General features: G+C 63.0%; 21 protein-coding genes and 2 tRNA genes. 16 read left to right on the top strand and 7 right to left on the bottom strand.

The window, feature by feature from the left end:
* The first annotated feature begins 10 nt into the window (after nucleotides 1–10).
* On the top strand, nucleotides 11–1,102 hold the full coding sequence (locus tag BM408_RS05695; protein WP_092127831.1) for a phosphotransferase: 1,092 nt from the start codon (nucleotides 11–13) through the stop codon (nucleotides 1,100–1,102).
* Nucleotides 1,103–1,166: 64 nt separating this feature from the next.
* Complete coding sequence (locus BM408_RS05700) at nucleotides 1,167–2,426, top strand: acyl-CoA dehydrogenase family protein (RefSeq protein ID WP_092127836.1); 1,260 nt, start codon at nucleotides 1,167–1,169, stop codon at nucleotides 2,424–2,426.
* Nucleotides 2,427–2,619: 193 nt separating this feature from the next.
* Here the strand turns inward: BM408_RS05700 and BM408_RS05705 are convergent, their stop codons facing one another.
* Nucleotides 2,620–3,303: a hypothetical protein gene (locus BM408_RS05705; RefSeq protein WP_092127838.1), complete on the bottom strand. Its 684-nt coding sequence runs from the start codon at nucleotides 3,301–3,303 to the stop codon at nucleotides 2,620–2,622.
* Nucleotides 3,304–3,407: 104 nt separating this feature from the next.
* Here BM408_RS05705 and BM408_RS05710 point away from each other — a divergent pair, with 104 nt between their 5' ends.
* Entirely contained in the window at nucleotides 3,408–4,112 is a 705-nt protein-coding gene (locus tag BM408_RS05710; RefSeq protein WP_092127839.1) for a glutathione binding-like protein, read from the top strand.
* A gap of 168 nt (nucleotides 4,113–4,280) precedes the next feature.
* Here the strand turns inward: BM408_RS05710 and BM408_RS05715 are convergent.
* Nucleotides 4,281–4,357 (bottom strand) — tRNA-Arg (locus BM408_RS05715).
* 209 nt (nucleotides 4,358–4,566) lie between these two features.
* Here BM408_RS05715 and BM408_RS05720 point away from each other — a divergent pair.
* A complete protein-coding gene (locus BM408_RS05720; protein ID WP_092127841.1) occupies nucleotides 4,567–5,016 on the top strand; it encodes a response regulator in 450 nt (149 codons plus the stop codon).
* Between the two features lie 85 nt (nucleotides 5,017–5,101).
* Here BM408_RS05720 and BM408_RS05725 read toward each other — a convergent pair.
* Nucleotides 5,102–5,178: transfer RNA gene (locus tag BM408_RS05725), tRNA-Pro, on the bottom strand.
* Nucleotides 5,179–5,333: 155 nt separating this feature from the next.
* Between BM408_RS05725 and BM408_RS05730 the strand changes: the two genes are divergently transcribed.
* From BM408_RS05730 to BM408_RS05740, 3 genes are read left to right on the top strand one after another with little or no spacing between them, the layout of a single operon-like run.
* A complete protein-coding gene (locus tag BM408_RS05730; protein ID WP_139237304.1) occupies nucleotides 5,334–5,837 on the top strand; it encodes a hypothetical protein in 504 nt (167 codons plus the stop codon).
* Nucleotides 5,834–7,297, top strand: a complete 1,464-nt coding sequence (locus BM408_RS05735; RefSeq protein WP_092127845.1) for a TRAP transporter large permease subunit — start codon at nucleotides 5,834–5,836, stop codon at nucleotides 7,295–7,297. Before BM408_RS05730 ends, BM408_RS05735 begins: the two co-directional genes overlap by 4 nt.
* A 49-nt stretch (nucleotides 7,298–7,346) precedes the next feature.
* A complete protein-coding gene (locus BM408_RS05740) occupies nucleotides 7,347–7,733 on the top strand; it encodes a DUF488 domain-containing protein (RefSeq protein WP_092127847.1) in 387 nt (128 codons plus the stop codon).
* A 6-nt stretch (nucleotides 7,734–7,739) separates the two neighbouring features.
* On the opposite strand, the gene boxB is transcribed toward BM408_RS05740, so the two are convergent.
* Genes boxB through BM408_RS05755 form a run of 3 tightly spaced genes read right to left on the bottom strand, consistent with a single transcriptional unit; the run spans nucleotide 7,740 to nucleotide 11,803 of the window.
* Nucleotides 7,740–9,164: a benzoyl-CoA 2,3-epoxidase subunit BoxB gene (gene boxB / locus BM408_RS05745; protein ID WP_092127849.1), complete on the bottom strand. Its 1,425-nt coding sequence runs from the start codon at nucleotides 9,162–9,164 to the stop codon at nucleotides 7,740–7,742.
* Between the two features lie 9 nt (nucleotides 9,165–9,173).
* Nucleotides 9,174–10,868 (bottom strand): 2,3-epoxybenzoyl-CoA dihydrolase, encoded by a 1,695-nt coding sequence (boxC, locus tag BM408_RS05750; protein ID WP_371326995.1) that lies wholly within the window; start codon nucleotides 10,866–10,868, stop codon nucleotides 9,174–9,176.
* Nucleotides 10,869–10,900: 32 nt separating this feature from the next.
* On the bottom strand, nucleotides 10,901–11,803 hold the full coding sequence (locus BM408_RS05755) for a helix-turn-helix transcriptional regulator (protein ID WP_092128498.1): 903 nt from the start codon (nucleotides 11,801–11,803) through the stop codon (nucleotides 10,901–10,903).
* A gap of 156 nt (nucleotides 11,804–11,959) precedes the next feature.
* Between BM408_RS05755 and BM408_RS05760 the strand changes: the two genes are divergently transcribed.
* The 9 genes from BM408_RS05760 (at nucleotide 11,960) to BM408_RS05800 (ending at nucleotide 20,701) form a co-directional block, all read left to right on the top strand.
* Nucleotides 11,960–12,451: a flavodoxin domain-containing protein gene (locus BM408_RS05760; RefSeq protein ID WP_092128501.1), complete on the top strand. Its 492-nt coding sequence runs from the start codon at nucleotides 11,960–11,962 to the stop codon at nucleotides 12,449–12,451.
* 94 nt (nucleotides 12,452–12,545) lie between these two features.
* Nucleotides 12,546–14,123, top strand: a complete 1,578-nt coding sequence (locus tag BM408_RS05765) for a benzoate-CoA ligase family protein (protein WP_092127853.1) — start codon at nucleotides 12,546–12,548, stop codon at nucleotides 14,121–14,123.
* A 212-nt stretch (nucleotides 14,124–14,335) separates the two neighbouring features.
* On the top strand, nucleotides 14,336–15,523 hold the full coding sequence (locus BM408_RS05770; protein WP_092127855.1) for an ABC transporter substrate-binding protein: 1,188 nt from the start codon (nucleotides 14,336–14,338) through the stop codon (nucleotides 15,521–15,523).
* A 107-nt stretch (nucleotides 15,524–15,630) separates the two neighbouring features.
* Nucleotides 15,631–16,257, top strand: a complete 627-nt coding sequence (locus tag BM408_RS05775; RefSeq protein WP_092127857.1) for a LysE family translocator — start codon at nucleotides 15,631–15,633, stop codon at nucleotides 16,255–16,257.
* A gap of 8 nt (nucleotides 16,258–16,265) precedes the next feature.
* Nucleotides 16,266–17,129 carry a branched-chain amino acid ABC transporter permease gene (locus BM408_RS05780; RefSeq protein ID WP_092127859.1) on the top strand — a complete coding sequence of 288 codons (864 nt, stop codon included), beginning with the start codon at nucleotides 16,266–16,268 and terminating at the stop codon, nucleotides 17,127–17,129.
* Complete coding sequence (locus BM408_RS05785) at nucleotides 17,126–18,148, top strand: branched-chain amino acid ABC transporter permease (RefSeq protein ID WP_092127861.1); 1,023 nt, start codon at nucleotides 17,126–17,128, stop codon at nucleotides 18,146–18,148. The genes BM408_RS05780 and BM408_RS05785 overlap by 4 nt, the downstream gene beginning before the upstream one ends.
* Nucleotides 18,141–18,890 (top strand): ABC transporter ATP-binding protein, encoded by a 750-nt coding sequence (locus BM408_RS05790; RefSeq protein WP_092127863.1) that lies wholly within the window; start codon nucleotides 18,141–18,143, stop codon nucleotides 18,888–18,890. Before BM408_RS05785 ends, BM408_RS05790 begins: the two co-directional genes overlap by 8 nt.
* Complete coding sequence (locus BM408_RS05795; protein ID WP_092127865.1) at nucleotides 18,890–19,621, top strand: ABC transporter ATP-binding protein; 732 nt, start codon at nucleotides 18,890–18,892, stop codon at nucleotides 19,619–19,621. Before BM408_RS05790 ends, BM408_RS05795 begins: the two co-directional genes overlap by 1 nt.
* A gap of 87 nt (nucleotides 19,622–19,708) precedes the next feature.
* Nucleotides 19,709–20,701 (top strand): Bug family tripartite tricarboxylate transporter substrate binding protein, encoded by a 993-nt coding sequence (locus BM408_RS05800; RefSeq protein WP_092127867.1) that lies wholly within the window; start codon nucleotides 19,709–19,711, stop codon nucleotides 20,699–20,701.
* Between the two features lie 15 nt (nucleotides 20,702–20,716).
* On the opposite strand, the gene BM408_RS05805 is transcribed toward BM408_RS05800, so the two are convergent.
* Entirely contained in the window at nucleotides 20,717–21,559 is an 843-nt protein-coding gene (locus BM408_RS05805; RefSeq protein ID WP_092127869.1) for an IclR family transcriptional regulator domain-containing protein, read from the bottom strand.
* Nucleotides 21,560–21,598: the final 39 nt, after the last annotated feature.

Consider the following 21,598-nt stretch of genomic DNA (forward strand, 5'->3'; position numbering starts at 1 on the left):
TCGTTCCAGCATGAGCAATTTCGATCACTTTGTCGGCACACGGGCTGTTACCGGCGCGCATGCTTTTGATGTCGCCGCCCTGACCGCCTACCTGGACCAGCACCTGCCCGGCTTTAAAGGCCCGCTCACGGTGGAGCTTTTTAAGGGCGGCCAGTCCAACCCGACCTACAAGCTGATCACGCCGGGCGCCGCTTATGTGATGCGCGCCAAGCCGGGCCCGGTGGCCAAGCTGCTGCCCTCGGCCCATGCGGTGGAGCGCGAATTCAAGGTGATGCAGGGCCTGCAAGGCACCGATGTGCCGGTGCCCAAAATGTATTGCCTCTGCGAAGACGAGTCCGTGATCGGCCGTGCTTTTTACGTGATGGAGTTTGTGGAAGGCCGCGTGCTCTGGGACCAGTCCCTGCCCGGCATGACGAACGCACAGCGCGGCGAGATCTACAACGAGATGAACCGCGTGGTCGCCGCCCTGCACAAGGTGAAGTTTGCCGAGCGCGGCCTGGCCGACTACGGCAAGCCCGGCAACTACTTTGAGCGCCAGATTGGCCGCTGGAGCAAGCAGTACGCCGCCTCCATCACCCAGCCGATTGCCGAGATGGACAGCCTGATGCAATGGCTGCCGGCCAACATCCCGGCCAGCGCGCGCGATGAAAGCATGGTCTCCATCGTGCACGGCGACTTCCGGCTCGACAACCTGCTCTTTCACCCCACCGAGCCGCGCGTGCTGGCGGTGCTGGACTGGGAGTTGTCTACGCTGGGCCACCCGCTGGCCGACTTCAGCTACCACTGCATGGCCTGGCACATTCCGCCGGGCGCTTTCCGCGGTATCGGCGGGCTCGATGTGGTCAGCCTGGGCATCCCGACCGAATCGGACTACATACGCCTCTATTGCGAGCGCACCGGCCTGGCCACGCCTGAGGCGCTCAAGGCCGACTGGAACTTCTACATGGCCTACAACCTGTTTCGTATCGCGGCCATCCTGCAGGGTATTGCCAAGCGCGTCGAGGCGGGAACGGCCTCCAGCGCGCAGGCTGTCAGCTCGGCTGCCGGCGCGCCCTTGCTGGCCAAGATGGCCTGGGGCTTTGCGCTGAAGAGCCAGGGCTGACACGCCTGCCGGACGCACTGCCCCCTTACAACAACATCGCCTCACATCCCTTTCTGGAGATTTCATGGACTTCAACTACACCCCCAAAGTACAGGAACTGCGGGCGCGCCTGCTCAAGTTCATGGACGAGCATGTCTACCCCAACGAGGCCCGCTTCTTCCGCGAAATCGCCGAGAACCGTGCCAAGGGCAATGCCTGGATTCCGACCAAGCTGGTCGAGGAGCTCAAGCCCAAGGCCCGCGCCGCCGGTCTCTGGAACCTCTTTCTGCCGCATTCACCGCGCGCACCCGAAGGCCTGTCCAACCTTGAATACGCGCCGCTGTGCGAAATCATGGGCCGCGTGCCTTTTGCGGCCGAGGTGTTCAACTGCTCGGCGCCCGACACCGGCAACATGGAAACCATTGCCCGCTACGGCTCCGAAGCCAACAAGGACCAGTGGCTGGACCCGCTGCTCAAGGGCGAAATCCGCTCGGCCTTTTTGATGACCGAGCCGGAAGTGGCTTCGTCCGACGCCACCAACATCCAGTGCCGCATCACGCGCGACGGCGACCACTATGTGCTCAACGGCTTGAAATGGTGGTCGTCCGGCGCCGGCGACCCGCGCTGCGCCATCTACATCGTCATGGGCAAGACCAATCCCGACGCCGGCCGCCACGAGCAGCAATCGATGATCCTGGTGCCGGCCAACACGCCCGGCATCGAGGTGATACGCCCGCTTTCCGTCTTCGGCTACGACGACGCCCCGCACGGCCATATGGAAGTGCGCCTGACCAATGTGCGCGTGCCCGTCGGCAATTTGCTGCTGGGCGAGGGCCGCGGCTTTGAGATCGCCCAGGGGCGCCTCGGCCCCGGACGCATCCACCACTGCATGCGCAGCATCGGCATTGCCGAGCGCGCACTCGAATTGATGTGCAAGCGGCTGAACACCCGCGTCGCCTTCGGCAAGCCGATCGCCAGCCAGTCGGTCTGGCACGAACGCATCGCCGAAGCCCGCTGCATGATCGAGCAGGCCCGCCTGCTGACGCTCAAGGCCGCCTACATGATGGACACCGTGGGCAACAAGGTCGCCAAGGCCGAGATCGCGATGATCAAGGTGGTCGCCCCCAACATGGCCTGCCAGATCATCGACTGGGCCATCCAGGCCCACGGCGGCGGCGGCGTGTCGGACGACTTCCCGCTGGCCTACGCCTACGCCAGCCAGCGCACCCTGCGCCTGGCCGACGGCCCGGACGAGGTGCACCGCGCCTCGCTGGCCAAGCTGGAGCTGGCCAAGCATCTCTTGATGCCGGGTGAGGTGGAAATGCCGGTGACGCGGGGCGGTTGAGGGGGTTTGGGGCCATCCAGGGCCCCGAAAGTGGCCAGAACCAGTCAGGGTGAACCGGCTAGACTGACTCGAATCACTATCAAATTAATAGCTGCCTATGCTAGTGGTTAAAAGGCTGGAGGCCAAAAAGACAGGAAATTTTGGGCTTTTATCAGCCTGTAATTCCGGCCAGGCGGCCCCATCCCAGCCTTCCTCAAAGCGTGATGTCGTTCGTCAGCCCCGCAATCGCCGATTCGCAGGCGCTGGTGAAGATCTGCGCGGCATGCTCCAGCGTGGGCATATCGGCCGGCGTGTACTGCATGCGCAGGTAGGTCTTGCCGCGCAGCACCATCAGGATAAAAGGCACCTGCGGGTCCGGCGAGGGCTCCGGCCAGGACATCAGCAGCTCGACCAGGTGGGTGTCCAGCCAGGCCTGGGCGTGGATGCGCTGGTCGGCCATGACGGCATAGCGCTGCCAAAAGGGTTTGGGCAGGCTTTCCCAGCCCACTTCCGAATACATCGCCAGCCAGCGCATTTCTTCGGGCAGGCTCGGGTCGGCCGTGGTTTGCAGGGTGTCGGTGTAGGCCTGGTAAGCGCGCTTTTCCAGCGCTTCCTTCAGCGGCCGGTTCATGACCAGCACCGAGACATCGTCATTGACCTTGACCTCGCCCCGGGCGCGCAGCTCCTCGCCGCGGATGTAGTCACGCGAGGCGCGGCCCCGTTCCATCTTCCAGGGTTTGCCGCTGATCGTGCCCTTGAGCGCAAAGCCCTTGCCGTCCATGCCGGTGTACGAAAAGCCGCGCGTGCCGGCCCATTCTGACACCGGGTCTTCCGACAGCGCAGAGTCATTGGCATCCGCCTTACCCGCAACAAAGACTTTCTTGAGCCGCTCAAACATGGTTTTGTCTTTTCTCTTAAAGTGCAGCAGACATCGCACGGGGTCTTTCAGACCTGGCATCGACAGCGCGCAAACATCACATCATAGTAGCCAAGGAAGTCTCAATGATTAACGTTTACACATGGCCTACGCCCAACGGCCACAAAGTCCACATCATGCTGGAGGAATGCGGTTTCCGCCTGGGCCGTGACTGGCAGGCCATCCCCGTCAACATCGGCACGGGCGACCAGTTCAAGCCCGAATTCCTGGCCATCAGCCCCAACAACAAGATTCCGGCCCTGGTCGACCCCGTGGGGCCTGACGGCAAGCCGATTTCGGTGTTTGAATCCGGCGCCATCCTGCTCTACCTGGCCGCCAAAACCGGGCAATTTTTACCCCAAACCGACCGGCTCAAGTTCCAGGTGCTGCAGTGGCTGATGTTCCAGATGGGCGGCGTAGGCCCCATGATTGGGCAGACGCACCACTTTCGCCAGTACGCACCCGAAAAGATCGAGTACGCCATCAACCGCTACACCAACGAAACCAAACGGCTTTACGGCGTGATGGACAAGCAGCTGGCCGGCAGCAAATTCATCGCCTGCGACGAATACAGCATCGCCGACATCGCCATCTTCCCCTGGCTGCGCAACTGGCAAAACCACGGCATCGATTGGGCCGACTACCCGCATTTAAAGAAATGGTTCGACCTCATCAGCGAACGCCCCGCCGTGCAGCGCGGCGTGCAGGTGCTGGCCGACCTGCGCCGGCCCATCACCGACGACAAGGCGCGCGAAGTCCTGTTCGGCAAGACGCAGTACAAAAAGCGTTGAGATCAATGCGCTCCTGAGCGCAGTTGATTTGGGATCAGATCGCGTAGCGAGAACGCGTCAGCAAGTCCGAGCCGCACCGCAGGAACCGGAACGTACTTCAGGTACGTGAGGATTCTGAGGAGCGCATCGGGCTTGATCACGCGTTCGCAGTAGCGAGATGGCCCAAATTGGCCTGCCCGGAGGGGATCGAACCCCCGACCCTCAGCTTAGAAGGCTGATGCTCTATCCAACTGAGCTACGGGCAGTTTGTGTATGTGGAGGCTGAGGCAATGCCGCGCGGGGCGGCGGCCGTTTCAGCTCGTCGCGAATCATACCTTCAATCAACCGCGGCCCACGCATTTCACCTCGTGGACTTGTCACTATTACCAGCGAGTTTTCCTGACACCGCCAAACGGTGGCGGGGGTATATATTGGTCTCTTCGGCCACAAGCCACTGGCGAGGAGACCTCCAAGAATGACCCGACCCACCATGCTGCTGGTAGAGGACAACCCTGCCCACGCGGAACTCACCATGGTCACGCTGCAGGAAAACGGCGCGGACCACGAAATCATCGTCGCGCGCGACGGCAAGGAAGCCCTCGATTACCTGTTCTGCGAGGGCGCCTTCAGCGGCCGGCCAAGCGACCAGCCGCCCGAACTCGTCATGCTGGACCTGGGCCTGCCCGGCATGAGCGGACTGGAGGTGATGCAGCGCATGCGCGGCGACCCGCGAACCTTCTTCGTCCCCGTCGTCATGCTGACCGCTTCGCCGGAAAGCTCCAGGGCGGTCATGGCCCTTAAAGGCGGGCTCAACAGCTACGTGCGCAAGCCGCTGCACTTTCGGGATTTTCAGGAAAAACTGGAGCAGTTGCGCGAATACTGGCGCACGTCCAACTTCGCACCGCTGATCAACCCGGGACTGTGACAGCCGTAACGGCCCCGGCAAGGCCGGCTACAGGAAAGGCAGACATGAAAAAGCCCACTTGCGTGGGCTTTTTACCGGGAAATAATGGTCGGAGTACAAGGATTCGAACCTTGGACCCCCTGGTCCCAAACCAGGTGCGCTACCAGACTGCGCCACACTCCGACTAGTCAAATATTATAGCCCGAACCCGCTACACTTTGCCGCACTCCCCCTCATTTTTTCCATTCACGGGCCCGCACCATGAAACTTCGCCTCGCTGCCCAGCCGGATTCGCACTGGCCCAGCGAGAAGGGCTGCCCCTGCAGCCCTGCCGGTGCATGAGATTGCTGCACGCGGCCAAGGCAGCGTCCTGGATGGACAAGGGCCTGACACACATGACGGCGGTATTCGGGCTGCTGGTGCTGCCGCTGGCGGCGCTGCTGCTGGCCCAATGGCCGCTGCGCGAGCTCGTACAGGCTTATTCGCGCCAGGCCAATGACGCAGCGCAGGTACTGTTCGCGCTGTATGTGGCGGTGGCCGTCACTGCGGCCTCCAGAAGTCACGCCCACCTAGCCTCGCTGCAGCCGCGTCCAGACGGCGCGCCCCGCCCGCGCTGGCAGGCCTGGGCGCTGCTGGCCTGCGTGACGCCTTGGGCGCTATTCATGCTCTGGGCCGGCTGGCCGCTGGTTGCGGCCTCCGTGGCTTCTTTCGAGCGATTCGGCGAAACACTCAGTCCGGGGTACTTCCTGATCAAGCTCGCCATGGCATTGATGCTCTTGCTGGTGCTGGTGGAAGGCTTGCTCGAACTGCTGCCGCATGGCCGCGCGCCGGGCTCACCATGAGCCTCGCGGGCTTGTGGATGCTGCTGGCGCTGGGCGTGCTGATCCTGGCCACCGGCCTGCCGGTCTGGGCGTTGCTGATCGGGGTGTCTAGCCTGTTCGCGGCGCTGGGCCTGGCCGCGGGCGCTTTCGACCTTCAGATTTTGCAGGCCCTGCCTGTGCGGACGCTGGGCCTGCTGGAAAACGATTTGCTGCAGGCCATGCCGCTGTATGTCTTCATGGGCGTGTTGCTGCAGCGCCTGACGGTCGCCGACGCGCTGTTCTCCGCGCTGCTGCGGCTATTTCGTCCGCTGGCCGGCGCGCACGCCCTCTCGGCCCTGGGCGTAGGCGCCCTCATCGCGCCCATGAACGGGTCGGTCGCCTCCAGCTCCGCCCTGCTCTCGCGCCTGGTGGCGCCGCGCATGGCGCACCTGGACACCGCGCGGGCGGTCTCCATCATCAGCGTCGCCGCCACCATAGGCGTGGTGGTGCCGCCCTCGCTGGTCTTGCTGCTGCTGGGCGACGCCATGCTGCTGGCCCACCTGGAGGCCAGCCGGCTGCCGGGCTATCTGCAGGCCGGCCAGCGCATCATCAACACCCAGGACGTGATGCACGCCGCGTTGCTGCCCGCCCTGTGCGTGCTGGCGCTCTGGGCCCTGGTGGCCTGGCGCCAGGCGCGAAAGCGCCAGGAAGCGCCGCCGCAAGCGCCTCTTGGCCGCACGCAGGCCACCGTCGCGCTGGTCGCGGGCGGCACCATCGTCCTGCTGCTGGCCGGCGTCTTTACCGGCAAGCTCTATGCGGTGGAGGCTGCAGCCACTGGCGCCACGCTGCTGGTGGCCTCGGCCCTCGCGGGCCGTTCACTTTCTGTGGCAGCCTGGCAGACGGTGTTGGCCGACACGCTCAAGCTCAGTGGCGCCCTGTTTGCGCTGCTGGTGGGCGCGACCACTTTCAGCCTGGTATTTCGCGTGTTCGGCACCGACCGCTGGCTCAACGCCCTGCTGCTGGGCTCCACGCTGCCACCTGGCGTAACGGCAGCCCTGGTGCTGCTGCTGGTGGCGCTATGCGCCTGGGTGCTCGATGCCTTCGAAATGATTTTTGTCATCGTGCCCATCGTCGCGCCGGCGCTGATTGCTCGCCTGGGCGACGCGCAACAGGCCGCAGTGTTGCTGCTGCTGGTGCTGCAGCTGAGTTTCCTGATTCCACCCATGGGCTATGCGGTGCTGATGGCCCGGTCCCGCTCGGGCCTCCCGGCCATTTCGAGCCGGCGGCTGCTGGGCGCGCTATGGCCCATGCTGCTGGTGCAGGTGGCGCTTACGGTGGTGGTGTTTGCCTTCCCTGCCACCGTGCACTGGCTGGACACACCCGCGCCGCCGGAGTCCGTGCAGGCGCCCATGGCCGACGATGAGATCGCGCGCCAGATGCAGGAGATGTCTCGCGTAGAACCTCTGGAGCCGGGCGCAGCCACCGTTCCCGCTGCCCCCTGAATCGTTCCAGAATAGGGCTTGTGAACTGTTCACAAACAAGGAGACCGCAATGGCCGTGAAGATCGTCAGGCTGGGCACGGCGCGAAGTGCCGGCGAAGGGCTGCGCATAGGCACCGTGCGCAGGCCGCCGCGTGGTGTACCCAAAACCGAATTCGCCTCCGGCAACTGGTATGACGTGTGGTACCCCAACCTCGCACCCAGTTTGGAGACCATGAAGCTGGGTCAATCCGTCGAATCCGACAAGGACTGGGCCGCCTTCAGCAAGAAATACCGCGCCGAGATGAACGAGTCCGACGCCAGCCGCAACCTGGACTTGCTGGCAGCGCTGTCGCATCAGTCGAATTTTGCGATGGGCTGCTATTGCGAGAACGAGGCGCGCTGCCATCGTTCGCTGTTGCGGGGTTTGCTCAGCGAACGCGGCGCAAAAATCGACTAGCTGGATTTAGAGCTTTACGTACTCGTACTCGAGCGGATTGGCGTTAATCCCGCGATCCGGCGGCGCAATCCACGCGGCCATCTTGCCAGGCTCCGTCACCCGGTTCATCAGGCTTTTCACAAACGCCGTGTCGGCAGGCGTTGGCAGCCACTGGTCTTTTTTGGCTTCAAACTCGGCAGCGGTAATCGGGTTGCCCAGCGGGTCGGTGAAGTTGCCGGCCCAGGCGCCGACTTCACGGCGGAAACGGGTTGACGGCAACGTGAGTTCAAAGTCAACCCCGGCCCGCTTGATGCCCATGTTCCAGCGCGTCACACCGACATTGCAATCCTTGACGTATTCGAGGCGCGTGATTTCATTCATGCCGTTGCGGGTCGAGATGGTCTCGTTCTTCACACCGCCCTGCCCGTTCGGCACGACGATGCTCATCTCGGTTTCCAGCTCGACGTGATCGGCGAACTTGGCTTCATCCGGCCGGCCCTTGATGCCGTTGCTGAAATAGTTGGCGGCGTTGGACGAGGCTTCCGAGCCAAACAGGTCCAGCGAGGAGGTGAACCAGAAGTTCATGAATTTCTGGACGGTAGGCAGGTCGATCACACCGGCCTTGCGCAGCGTGGCCACGTCGTCGGTGTCCAGCTCCTTCATCACTTCCAGTGTGCGTTTGATAACGCGGCCCACACCCGTCTCACCCACAAACATATGGTGGGCTTCTTCCGTGAGCATGAAGCGCGTGGTGCGCGCCAGCGGGTCGAATGCGGATTCGGCAAACGACTTGAGCTGGAACTTGCCGTCGCGGTCGGTGAAGTAGGTGAACATGAAAAAACTCAGCCAGTTGTCCATGGGCTCGTTGAAGGTGCCCAGGATGCGCGGCTTGTCGGCATCGCCGCTGTGGCGCATCAACAGCTCTTCAGCCTCTTCACGGCCATCGCGGCCAAAGTGCGCGTGCAGCAAATACACCATGGCCCAGAGGTGGCGGCCTTCTTCGACGTTCACCTGAAACAGGTTGCGCAGGTCGTACAGCGAGGGCGCGGTATGGCCCAGGAGGCGCTGCTGCTCGACAGACGCCGGCTCGGTATCGCCCTGCGTCACGATCAAACGGCGGAAGGTGGAACGATATTCGCCAGGCACGTCTTGCCAGACGTCTTCCCCCATGTGATCACCAAAGCCAATCTTGCGGCCCTCTTCCTTGTCGGCCAGGAAGATGCCCCAGCGGTAGTCGGGCATGGGCGTGTAGCCGTAGCTGGCCCAGCCCGACGCGTCCACGCCCACGGCGGTGCGCAAATAGACTTCCTTGGCCTTGAAGTCGCTGGGGCCCATCTCGTCCCACCAGTTCAGAAAGGCGGGCTGCCAATGCTCCAGCGCGCGCTGGAGCTGGCGGTTTTCGCCGAGGTGGACGTTGTTGGGGATGAGGGCTTGGAGGTCAATAGAGCTCATGGTGTTTCCTTAAATCCGTTTCCAGTCGAACTTGGCCTTCTTGCCTGTTCCAAACAATTTGAGAGCGCCGTCTTCACCCACCGCATTAGGTCGGATGAAGATCCAGTTCTGCCAGGCAGAGAGGCGGCCAAAGACACGTGTCTCCATCGTCTCTTTGCCCGGAAAGCGCAGCGAGGCTTCCATGCCCGTCATCGCATCAGGCGACAGCGACGCACGCTCTTCCAGCATGATGCGAATCTCGTCGTCCCAGTCGATGTCGTCGGGCGTCAGGGTGACGAGCCCCAATGCCAAGGCTTGGTCGGCGCGCAGCGGGCTGTCGCCGAGTTTTTGCAGCTGCGAAATCGTGTCGGCGTCTTCGCAAAAGCGCGTCTGCAGGCGCGTGAGGCCATTGACGGCCGGGAACCAGCCGAAGTTGGCAGCGCTCAGCTGCAACGCGGGTGCACTGTCGGGCGCATCCGGCAAATCCAGCATGTAAATGCGATCGCAAGCCAGGGCCAACTCATAGAAGGTGCCGGCAAAGCAAGAACCCGCATCGACCAGCGCAATCAGCGAACGGCTGGTCACATCCAGCCGGGCCAGCGTGCGGCGCAGCGCGCCCGTGGTTTCTTTCACCAGCCAGTGGTCTTTGAGGCTGGCCAGCACGCCATCCATGCGGATCACCTGGCCGGCGTCGCCGCTGGTCTTGATAACCCAGGTGCCGACTTCCAGCTCGTTGGTGCGCAGGTTGAGGATGGCATCGTCGAGCTCGCGCTGCAGCTTCAGCGGGTACCAGTTGGCGCCGGCGGCCTCGATGGTGTCGGGTGTGGATTCAATGGCTGCGGCCGGTGCCTTGACGGTGATGGTGGCAATGCGCTTTTCGCGGTCAACCTGCACATCAACCAGACTGTAGTGGTAGCCGGTGTCGTCGATCAGGGCCTTGAGCGGCGTGAGTTCAATGCCTTTTGAGGCTGCAGCCCTCGTGGATTGTTTACGCAGCGCTTCAATTTCCGTTGCCAGCAAGTCGCCGAACTGCTGCGGCTTGGCATGGGCGTCGATCAGCTTCCAGTCCTTGGCGCGGTCGGCGCGCACACCTTCGCTGGTGGTGCAGAAGATATCGGCCAGGTCGCGGCGCACCTTGCGCTTGTCGGTCACGCGGGTCAGGCCGCCGGTGCCGGGTAGCACGCCCAGCAAAGGCACTTCAGGCAGGCTGACGGTGGACGAGCGGTCGTCCACCATGATGATGCGGTCACAGGCCAGGGCCAGCTCGTAGCCGCCGCCGGCACAGGCGCCGGTCACCGACGCGATGGCTTTGAGGCCGTCATGGCGCGAGGAGTCTTCCAGGCCGTTGCGGGTTTCGTTGGTGAACTTGCAGAAGTTGACCTTCCAGCCGTGGGTCGACAGGCCCAGCATGTAGATGTTGGCGCCCGAGCACCAGATTTTTTCTTTGCCCGACTCAAACACCACTACCTTGACGGCCGGGTGTTCAAAGCGGATGCGGTTGATGGCGTCGTGCAGCTCAATGTCGACACCCAGGTCGTAGCTGTTGAGCTTGAGCTTGTAACCGGGCTTGATGCCGCCGTCTTCATTGATGTCGAGCTTCAGGCGCGCCACATCACCCTCCACGCTCAGCGTCCAATGCTGGTACTTGGCGGGGTGGGTGGAAAAGCTCACGAGCTCGCGCTCCTGACCTTCGATGACCTGCTTGAACAAAAGGGGTTCTGTCATGGCGTTCATGGGGTGTCTCCAGTGATGTCCGGTTATTGATGTTCGCTCTTGGCCTCGGCACGTACAACCGTTTTCGGGACGGCGCGCTCCAGGTCTTTCAGGCTTTGTTTCAGTGTGCGCGCTGCGGTGTCAACCACGGCGTCAGCGCGGGCGTACAGTGCCTCACGGCTTGAGAGGATGCGGCGCAGGTCTTCCATCGCTTCGCTGGTCGCGCCGCGTGTCGTGTCAAAAGGCCGCATGTCGCCCTGGGCGACCACACGGGCCATGTGCTCTTCGGGGCTGGCCTTGAGCCACACGCAGTAAAACCGGCTTTGCAGCAAGTCAAAGGTTTCGCGTTCACTCACGATGCTGCCGCCAGTGGTCATCACCACGCCGCCGGGGTGGTCCTCGGCGATGCGGAACAGCGCGCGGCGTTCATAGCGACGGTAGCCGGCCTGCCCATGCAACAGCAAAATTTCATTCATGCTGGTGCCGGCTTCGCGTTCAATCTCGCGGTCCAGCTCGATGAAAGGCACGCCGCGCTCGGCCGCCAGCTGGCTGCCCAGCGTGGACTTGCCCGCGCCGCGCAAGCCGATCAGGGCGATGCGCTGCTCGCGGCCCTGGGAGTCACTGAGGCCAAAGGTGCTGCCCAGCATGCCGTAGGCCTGGTCCAGCTGGGTGTCGTCCAGCCGCATCAAGAGGCCCTGCACACGCGCCAGCGCCGGGCGCGGGGCGTCCTGCAGCAGTTCGAGTATGGAGATATTCAGCGCGCGGGCCGCGGCCTCCAGTGAATTGATGGAGACATTGCCCTTGCCCGTTTCCACGTCGGCCAGAAAGCGTTCGCTGAGGCCGGAGTCGGAAGCCAGCTGCTTGCGCGTCATGCCGCGGCGGGCACGCCAGGCCCGCACACGGGCGCCCAGTTCGCTGAGCGTGGCTTTCGATTCCTGTTCAGACATGGTTTCCAAGCAGCACCTGTGGAAGAAAAAGTCGTTGAAAGTTGCGAAAAATCGCGTTTGAGGGGTTTCAGGACTTGCGCCCCCAATGAATTGCAGTATACTTCAGGTTAAATCGATGTCAAGCAGTTTATTGCATCTTTTATCCGGAGACAGATGATGAAACTCAAAATCCTCGTAGGCACCATGACCAGCACCGCCGACTATGTGGCGCAGGCAATCCAGATGGATTGCGCAGATCTGGTGAGCGAGATTGAAGTGCTGCTGATGGACGACCTGGACATCAGCGTGTTTGATGCTGCGAACGCAGAAGATGCACTTTATCTCATCTGCACATCCACCTACGGCTCGGGCGATGTGCCCGACAACGCCCGTGCCCTGTACGAATCTCTGGGTGCCAACCCCCAGTTCTTGGGCCACGTGCGCTACGGCGTCATCGCGCTGGGCGACCGCACCTACATGCAGACCTTCTGTTTTGGCGGCAAGAAATTTGACGAACGCCTGACCGACCTGGGCGCCCAGCGCATCGGAGACGTCTGGCTCCACGACGCCAGCAGCGGCACCATGCCTGAAACCGAAGGCACCGAGTGGTGCCGCACCTGGCTGGCCGGCGCGCTGCAGACCCTGGGAGCGAGTTCTGCCACCGCCTGAGAATTTCAAGAGAAATCGCCGCATCGCCCCTGAATAGCGTGCGTGACCAGCTATAAAAATAATAGCAAGACAAAAAAGCAATCTGGAGACAAGCATGCAAGCAAGTAGCGCTGACCACTCGGCCAGCCCGCCCCTGGTGAACATCCCGCGCGACTACAACGCCGCGCACGACCTGCTAGCACGCAATACCTCGCGCGCCGGCAAGGTAGCGTTTATGGACGCGCTCACGGGCGAGCAGCTGAGCTACGGCGAACTCACCTACCAATCGCACCGCTTTGCCAACGCCCTGCGCGCGCAAGGCTTCGCGCCCGAGAGCCGCGTACTCCTGGCGATGCTGGACACACCGCAGTGGCCGGTCGTGTTTCTGGGCTGCATCCTGGCGGGTGTGGTGCCGGTGGCAGCCAACACGCTGCTGACCTCACAAGACTTCGAGTTCATGTTGCGCGATTCACGCGCGCAAGGCCTCATCGTCTCGCAGGCCCTTCTGCCCTCGTTTGAACCACTGATCGGCAAGATCGCCACGCTCAAGACCGTCATCGTTGCCGGTACCGAAGATGCGTCGCCGCACCACGCGCTGGCCCCCCTGCTGCGTGCGCAGGCCGCTACCCAAACCATCGCGCGCACCTGCGCCGACGACGCCTGCTTCTGGCTGTATTCCAGCGGCTCTACCGGTACGCCCAAGGGCACGGTGCACCTGCACAGCCACCTGGTCCAGACGGCCGAACTGTATGGCCGCGGCGTGCTGGGCATCCGCGAATCCGACGTGGTGTATTCAGCCGCCAAGCTGTTCTTTGCTTATGGCCTGGGCAATGCGCTAACCTTTCCGATGAGCGTGGGCGCCACCACGGTGCTGCTGCCGGCGCGCCCTGCCCCGGCCGACGTGTTTGCGCTGCTCAAAAAATACCAGCCCACCATCTTCTACGGCGTGCCTACGCTGTATGCCGCCCTGCTGGCGGACCCGGCCAAACCAGCAAAAGCCGAACTTCGCCTGCGCGTATGCACCAGCGCCGGCGAGGCGCTGCCCGCCGAAATCGGCAAAAAATGGACGGCCCACTATGGCTGCGAAATCCTGGACGGCATCGGCTCCACCGAAATGCTGCACATCTTTTTGAGCAACCGGCCGGGCCAGGTGCGCTACGGCACCACCGGCCAGGCGGTGCCCGGCTATGCGCTGCGCATCGTCGGCGACGACGGGCGCGAGTGCGGTGACGGCGAAATCGGCGAGCTGCAGATCAGCGGACCCAGCGCGGCCATCATGTACTGGAACAACCGCGCCAAGACCAAAGCCACTTTTGCCGGCGAATGGACCAAGAGCGGCGACAAGTACACACGCGATGCTGACGGCTACTACACCTACGGCGGGCGCAGCGATGACATGCTGAAAGTCGGCGGCATTTACGTCTCGCCCTTCGAGGTGGAAGCCAGCCTGATGACGCACGCCGCGGTGTTGGAAGTGGCCGTGATCGGCGTGGCCGACGACGACCAGCTCATCAAGCCAAAGGCCTATGTGGTGCTCAAGCCCGGCCAGGCCGCCACCATGGACGATCTCAAAGCCCATGTGAAGCAGCAGCTCGCGCCTTACAAATACCCGCGCTGGATCGAGTTTGTCAGTGAGCTGCCCAAGACAGCCACCGGAAAGATCCAGCGCTTCAAGCTGCGCCAGGCGCATTGACACCCCGACGCGCCAAGCCCCTGAAGCTCTAAAGCCCTGATGCCGCAAAACCATCACCCGAAAAAGCCTGAAATCACAGGCAAACCGGGCACGGGTATTGCTTTAAGTGTAAACAATTTAATCTTCAATCTCGGGTTTTACACTAGGCCTTCCGTCGTAACGCACGCTTACTATTCGTCTAACTGTTTTCAGTCTCAACCAGGAGCTATTCCATGACTTCACGCCGACTTGTACTGACCCGTAGCGCTGCCGTGATCGGCGCCGCCTCCACCGGCCTCTTGCTGCCCGAAATCGTGCGTGCGCAGTCCGCCAAGGTGCGTGTGGGCTTCATGCTGCCCTACACCGGCACCTTCGCCCAGCTCGGCGTGGCGATTGAAAACGGCTTTCGCATGGCCGTCAACGAACAAGGCGGCAAGCTCGGCGGCCGCGAGATCGAATACTTCAAGGTGGACGACGAGTCCGAGCCATCCAAGGGCATTGAGAACGCCAACAAGCTGGTGCAGCGCGACAAGGTCGACGTGCTGGTCGGCACCGTGCACTCCGGCGTGCAGATGGGTATCCAGAAAGTCGCGCGCGACACCGGCGTGCTGAGCCTGATCCCGAACGCCGGCGTGCATGCCGCCACGCGCAGCCTGTGCGCACCCAATGTGTTCCGCACCTCTTTCACCAATTCGCAACCCACGCGCGCCCTGGGCAAGGCCATGGTCGACCGCGGCCACAAGAAGGCCGTCTGGATCACCTGGAAATACGCCGCCGGCGACGAGGCGTTTGAAGGCTTCAAGGAAAGCTACACCGCCGCAGGCGGCACCATCGTCAAGGAGTTGGGCCTGCCCTTCCCGCAGGTCGAGTTCCAGGCGCTGCTGACCGAAATCGCCGCGCTCAAGCCCGACGCCGTGGCCTGCTTCTTCGCCGGCGGCGGCGCTGCCAAGTTCATCCGCGACTACGCCGCCTCAGGCCTGAAGGACAAGATCCCCCTCTACGGCTCCGGCTTCCTGACCGAAGGCGTTCTGGACGCCGCCGGCCCCGCAGCCAACGGCATCATCACCACCATGCACTACAGCGACTCGCTGCCCACGCTGCGCAATGGCCAGTTCCGCCTGAACTACGCCAAGACCTTCAGGCTGCAACCCGACGTGTACGCGGTGCAGGGCTATGACACCGGCCTGCTGCTGATCCAGGGCGCCAACGCCGTCAAGGGCGACCTGAACAACAAGCCGGCGCTCTACAAAGCCATGGAAAGCGCCGTCATCGACAGCCCGCGCGGCAAGTGGACCATGAGCCCGTCGCACAACCCGGTGCAGGACATGTACCTGCGCGTGGTCGAGAACAAGGAAAACAAGGTGATCGGCGTTGCCGCCAAAGCCCTCGCCGACTCCGGCGCCGGCTGCAAGATGGCTTGATCACCCGGGTTCCTGCGAAATGGGAGGTCTTCTGGCCTCCCATTTTTTTGAATAAAAGCTGGCTCGCGCCATGCTGACGGGTCTTTACCGGTGATATCTTTACCTTCATGACGCTCACCACCTACCTCCTCTACGTCGCAGCAGTCGCCCTGCTGATCCTGACACCCGGCCCCACCATGCTGATGTGCATGACGAATGCGCTCAATCATGGCCCGCGCAAGGCCATGACTTCGGTCGCCGGAAGCGTGAGCGCCGTGTTGTGTGTGATGCTGCTGTCGGCCATGGGCCTGGGCGCGTTGCTGGCGGCGTCTGAAACCGCTTTCACCGTGGCCAAGGTCATTGGGGCGGCCTACCTGATCTGGCTGGGCATCAAGACTTTTCGCAGCGAGGCCGCCGTGTTTGACCCTGCCGCCGGTGAAGCACCAGCCCAGCGCCGCTCTTTCTTCCTGCGCGGTTTTCTGGTCGGCGCCAGCAACCCAAAAGCCGTGCTGTTCTTTGCCGCTTTCTTCCCGCAGTTCCTCAACCCGGCCGCGCCCTTTGTGCCGCAGTTCGCGATCCTCGCCCTCACCTTCATGGCCTTTGAGTTCACCGTGCTGAGCGGCTGCGCGCTGGGCGTGGCACGCATCGCGCCGCTTATGCGTTCGAGCCGCGCCGTGCGCTGGTTTAACCGCGTCTCGGGCGGCCTCTTCACCCTGATGGGCAGCCTGCTTCTGTTTACCCGCCGCCACACCTAATCGGATTTATGGATTTAGCCAACTTCCTCATCCAGCTGCTCAACAGCGTCCAGTACGGCCTGTTGCTGTTCATGCTGGCCGCCGGCCTGACGCTGATCTTCGGCATCATGGGCGTGGTCAACCTGGCCCACGGCAGCTTTTACATGCTGGGCGCTTACCTCGCCTGGTCGCTCAGTACGCTGACAGGCAGCCTCACGATGGCCATCATTGGCGGTGCGGTGCTATCAATCATTTTTGGCCTGGCGCTGGAGTGGCTGCTGTTTCGCCATTTCTACAAGCGCGACCACCTGGACCAGGTGCTGCTGACTTTCGGCCTGATCTACATCTTTGAGGAAGTCCGCTCCATCCTCTGGGGTGATGACGTGCACGGCGTGACGATCCCCGATTTGCTCAGTGCCTCGGTGCCGCTCACCGACAACCTCTCCTACCCCGTCTACCGCCTCTTTATGTCGGGCGTTTGCATCGCGCTGGCACTGGGCCTGTACTGGATGATCTCGCGCACGCGCCTGGGCATGAAGATTCGCGCCGGCGCCTTTAACCGCGACATGGCCGAATCGCTGGGCATCAATATCAAGCTGATCCACGCGGTGGTGTTTGCGCTGGGCGTGGGCCTGGCGGCGGTGGCGGGCATGATTGCCGCGCCCGTGGCCAGCGTCTACCCCAACATGGGCTCGCAGGTGCTCATCATGTGTTTTGTGGTGGTGGTGATTGGCGGCATCGGTTCGGTGCGCGGCGCCTTGATCTCTGCCTTGCTGGTCGGCCTGGTGGATACCTTTGGCAAAGTGCTGCTGCCTTCGATGGCCGGCATGCTGGTGTATATGTTGATGGCGGCCGTGCTGCTCTGGAAACCTGAAGGTCTGTTCAAGCAATGAGCGCGGCAAAAGCAAATCTCGAAATCCTGCCGCGCGGCGTGCAGGTGGCGTTGGCACTGGGCCTGATCGCCCTGGTCGCCTTTCCCTTTGTCGGCACCGATTTCTACACCCAGATGGTCACACGCATGATGATCATGGCGATCTTTGCGATGAGCCTCGATTTGCTGCAGGGCGTGACCGGCCTGGTGTCGCTGGGCCATGCGGCCTACTTCGGGCTGGCGGGTTACGCGTTGGCCTTTTTGACGCCCGCCGGCGAGCCTGTGAGCCTGTGGTGGACGCTGCCGGTGGCCGTGCTGGCCTCTGGCCTGGCGGCGCTCATCATCGGGTTCTTTGTGGTGCGCACGCACGGCATCTACTTCATCATGGTCACCATGGCGTTTGCGCAGATGGTGTTTTATCTCTTCTTCGACAACAAGGCGCTGGGCGGCTCTGACGGCCTCTATGTCAACTTCAAACCCAGCGCGGCCATCCTCGGCTGGGTACCGTTTGATCTGGACAGCAAGGTCACGCTCTACTACTTCACGCTGGGCGCACTGCTGCTTGTCTATGTCTTTTTGCGCCGCCTGCTCTGGAGCCCCTTTGGCCGCACACTGGCCGGCATCCGCGTGAATGAGCACCGCATGCGCGCCATGGGCTTTGGCACCTTCGGCTACAAGCTCTCGGCCTTCACGCTGGCCGGCGCACTGGCCGGGCTGGCAGGTTACCTGTGGGGCACACAGACGGGCTATATCAACCCCGAACTCATGGGCTTTCACATGAGCGCGCACGCCATCATGATGGTGATCCTGGGCGGCATGGGCAACTTTGCCGGCGCCATCGTCGGTGCGTTTGCGTTTGAGTATTTGCTGCATGTCTTCAAGGACCTGCCGCAGCTCGGCAGCGTCAATCTGGGCAAGCACTGGCAGCTGTGGATGGGTCTTTTTATCGTGCTGCTGGTGACGTTTGCGCCGCGGGGCATTCTGGGCCTGGTCGAAAAATTCACCCAGCGCAAAGACAAGGCGGAGGCTGGCCATGAGTGAAGTCCTCCTCAGTGCGAAGAACCTGACGAAGCGTTTTGGTGGTCTTGCAGCGGTCAACGATGTGTCGGTCGACCTCTGGCGCAATCACATTCACGCCGTCATCGGCCCCAATGGCGCCGGCAAATCCACGCTGACCAACCTGCTCTCGGGCGACCTGCCACCCAGCTCGGGCACAGTCACGCTGGGTGGGAATGACATCACCGGCTGGACGCCCGAGAAAATCTCGGGCAAAGGTCTGGGCCGCAGCTATCAGAAGACGAATATCTTTTTGCCATTCAGCGTGTGGGAAAACGTACGGCTGGCCTCGCAGTCACGCGAGCCGCATGCCGCGCACTGGCTCAAGCGCGCCACCAGTTTTGCCACCGTCAACGCCCGCGCCGAAGAAGCGCTGGAGCTGGCCGGCCTGCAAAGCCGCAAGCACGCGATTGCCGGCACCATCAGCCACGGCGAGCAGCGCCAGCTGGAGATCGCCATGACGCTGGCCACCGAGCCGCAGGTGCTGCTGCTGGATGAACCCCTGGCCGGCATGGGTGTGGCCGAGGCCGAGCGCATGGTCGCCCTGCTGCTGGCCATCAAAAAAAACCACGGCATCCTGCTGGTTGAGCACGACATGGACGCGGTGTTCACACTGGCCGACAAACTCACCGTGATGGTCAACGGCCAGGTCATCGCCAGCGGCACGCCCGCGCAGATCCGTGCCGACGCCGGCGTGCAAGCTGCGTATCTTGGCGAGGAACACTGATGAACGCCCCCGAAAAACAGATCGACATCCTGATCGCCGCCCAGGACATCAACACCTACTACGGCGCCAGCCATGTGCTGCGCGGCATTGACTTTCACGTCGCACGCGGCGAAACGATTGGCCTGATGGGCCGCAACGGCATGGGCAAGAGCACCCTGCTCAAAAGCATCATGGGCCTGGTCAAGCCGCGCTCGGGCTCGGTGGCGATCAACGGCAGGCCGATGACGGGCGCCCCGCCTTACGAAGTCGCCCGCCTGGGCATTGCCTACGTGCCCGAAGGCCGTGGCATTTTCGGCAACCTCAGCGTGGTCGAAAACCTGAAGATGGCGGCGCGCCCCGGCACCAAAGGCCAGCGCGACTGGACCTATGAGCGAGTGCTCGACACCTTTCCGCGCCTGAAGGAGCGCCTGGGCCACGGCGGCCAGCAGCTCAGCGGCGGCGAGCAGCAGATGCTGACCATAGGCCGCGCACTGATGACCAACCCGGACGTGCTCATCCTGGACGAAGCCACCGAAGGCCTGGCGCCGCTGATCGCCAAAGACATCTGGCGCATCTGCGGCCTGATCCGCGAAACCGGCATCAGCAGCGTGATCGTCGACAAGAACTGGAAACACGTCACCCAGATCACCGACCGCAATGTGATCCTGGTCAAAGGCCAGGTCGTATTTGAAGGCAGCTCGGCCGAGCTGCACGCCAAGCCTGAGTTGCTGGCGCAATACCTGGGCGTTTAATCCCGGCGTTTGGCAGTGTGGTTTGAGGCGAGGTTGGTACGCAACTTGCGAGTTGCGCCATACCCTTTCCCCCTCTGAAAGCAAGCCATGCCTTCCACCCGCCCCCGCTCAATCCGCCCCCTCCTGCTGGCAGCGCTCTGTACGGCGTCCAGTCTGTTCGCCACGCCGTCTTCAGCGCAAGACGCCTACCCCAACCGGCCGGTCAAAGTCATCGTCGCCCTGCCGGCGGGCGGCAGTGTGGACATGGTGGCGCGGCAGATCAGCCAGCAGTTGAGCACCGACCTGGGCCAGCCCTTTGTGGTCGACAACCGGGCAGGCGCATCCGGCCAGATCGGCCTGCCGGCGGTCGCCAAGGCGCCGCCGGACGGCTACACCCTCATGGTGTCGCCGGCGTCCTTCCTGACCACCAACAAGAGCATCTTCAAGACCCTCCCCTACAACCCGGAAACCGACTTTGTGCCCGTGACCAAGCTGGTCAACCAGGCCATGGTGCTGGTGGTGCGCGACAAGGCGAAGTACTCAACCCCGGCCGGCCTGCTGGCTGCTGCCAAGGCAAGCCCCGGCAAGCTTACGTATGCCTCCTCTGGCGACGGCAGCCCTCAACACCTGGCCGGCCTGATGTTTGAAAGCCAGACCGGCGCCAAACTGCTGCACGTCCCCTACAAGGGCGGCGCGCCGGCCATCACCGACCTGATAGGCGGCGTGGTGGACATGGCTTTCGCCCCTCTGCCGGAGGCGCTGCCCCACATCAAGTCCGGCAAGCTGCATCCGGTCGGAGTGCTCAGCGAGAAGCGCGCTATCTCCGCGCCGGAAATTCCGACGCTGAAAGAAGGCGGCGTGAACAACGTGGTGCTGTCGGCATGGATCGCCCTGCTGGCGCCCGCCAAAACGCCCCAGCCGATTCTGGACAGCCTGGGCAAGTCCGTCAAAACCATGCTTCGCGGCGATGCCAAAAACAGGCTGATTGAAATCGGCATGGAGCCGGCCGTCGATGAAGCCAAACCCCTGGCGCAGGTGATTTCGGAAGAAATCCGGATTCATGCCGAGCTGGTGAAAGCGGCCGGCCTGGTGCCGCAGTAAGGCGGCTGCGCTCCCCTACAGCAAAGAGCGCAATTCCCTGGCCGCATCCAGCAGCAAAGGCAGCAGCTCGCGCTGCATCGCCTCGGGCCGCAGCCGCTGCGGCGACGACACCACATTGAGCGATGCCACCGTGTGGCCCTGCATGTCGCGCAGCGGCACGGCCAGGGCATGCACGCCCAGCTCGTGTTCTTCGCTGGCCAGGCAGTAGTCGTCGACGCGCACCTGGTCCACCACCGCCCTGAGCTTGCGCGGGTCGGTCGTGGTGTGCAGCGTCAGCCGGGCCAGGTTGCCGGTCTCTGTCTTGGCTTTCAGCCAGGCGTTGAAGTCGCTCTTGGTTTTGGCGGCCAGCAGGATGCGGCCTGTGGAGGTGGCATGCGCCGGCAGGCGCGCGCCCAGGTGCAGGCCGTAAGCCAGCACGCGCGCCGGCGCCGTCTTGCCGTCGGCCGGTGACTTCCATTCAAATCCGCTGCGGCCGATGATGACGATTTCGTCGCCGTCCAGCACCGCGACTGAAAACGACTCCTGTGCCTGCGCGGCCAGCCGGTTCAGCGCGGGCTGGATGGCACGCGGCAGGCGCGCGGTAGCCAGGTAGCTGCCGGAAAAGCGCAGCACCTTGGGCGCCAGCCAGAAGTAGCTGCCGTCGGTTTCAAGATAACCCAGGTGGGTGAGCGTCAGCAAATGCCGGCGCGCCGCGGCCCGCGTGATGCCGGCGCGCTCGGCGGCCAGCGTGGCATTGAGGCGCTGGCGCTGGGTGTCAAAGCTCTCCAGCACGGCCATGCCCTTGGCCATGCCTTCGATCATGTCGGCCTTGGCGATGGGAAAAACACCCTGTTTGATAACGGTTTTGGAAGCGACCATTGCGCGATCATCGCACAAGTACGCCAAACATCGTGCAAA

This window comes from Polaromonas sp. YR568, from assembly GCF_900116715.1.
Taxonomy (GTDB): domain Bacteria; phylum Pseudomonadota; class Gammaproteobacteria; order Burkholderiales; family Burkholderiaceae_C; genus Polaromonas.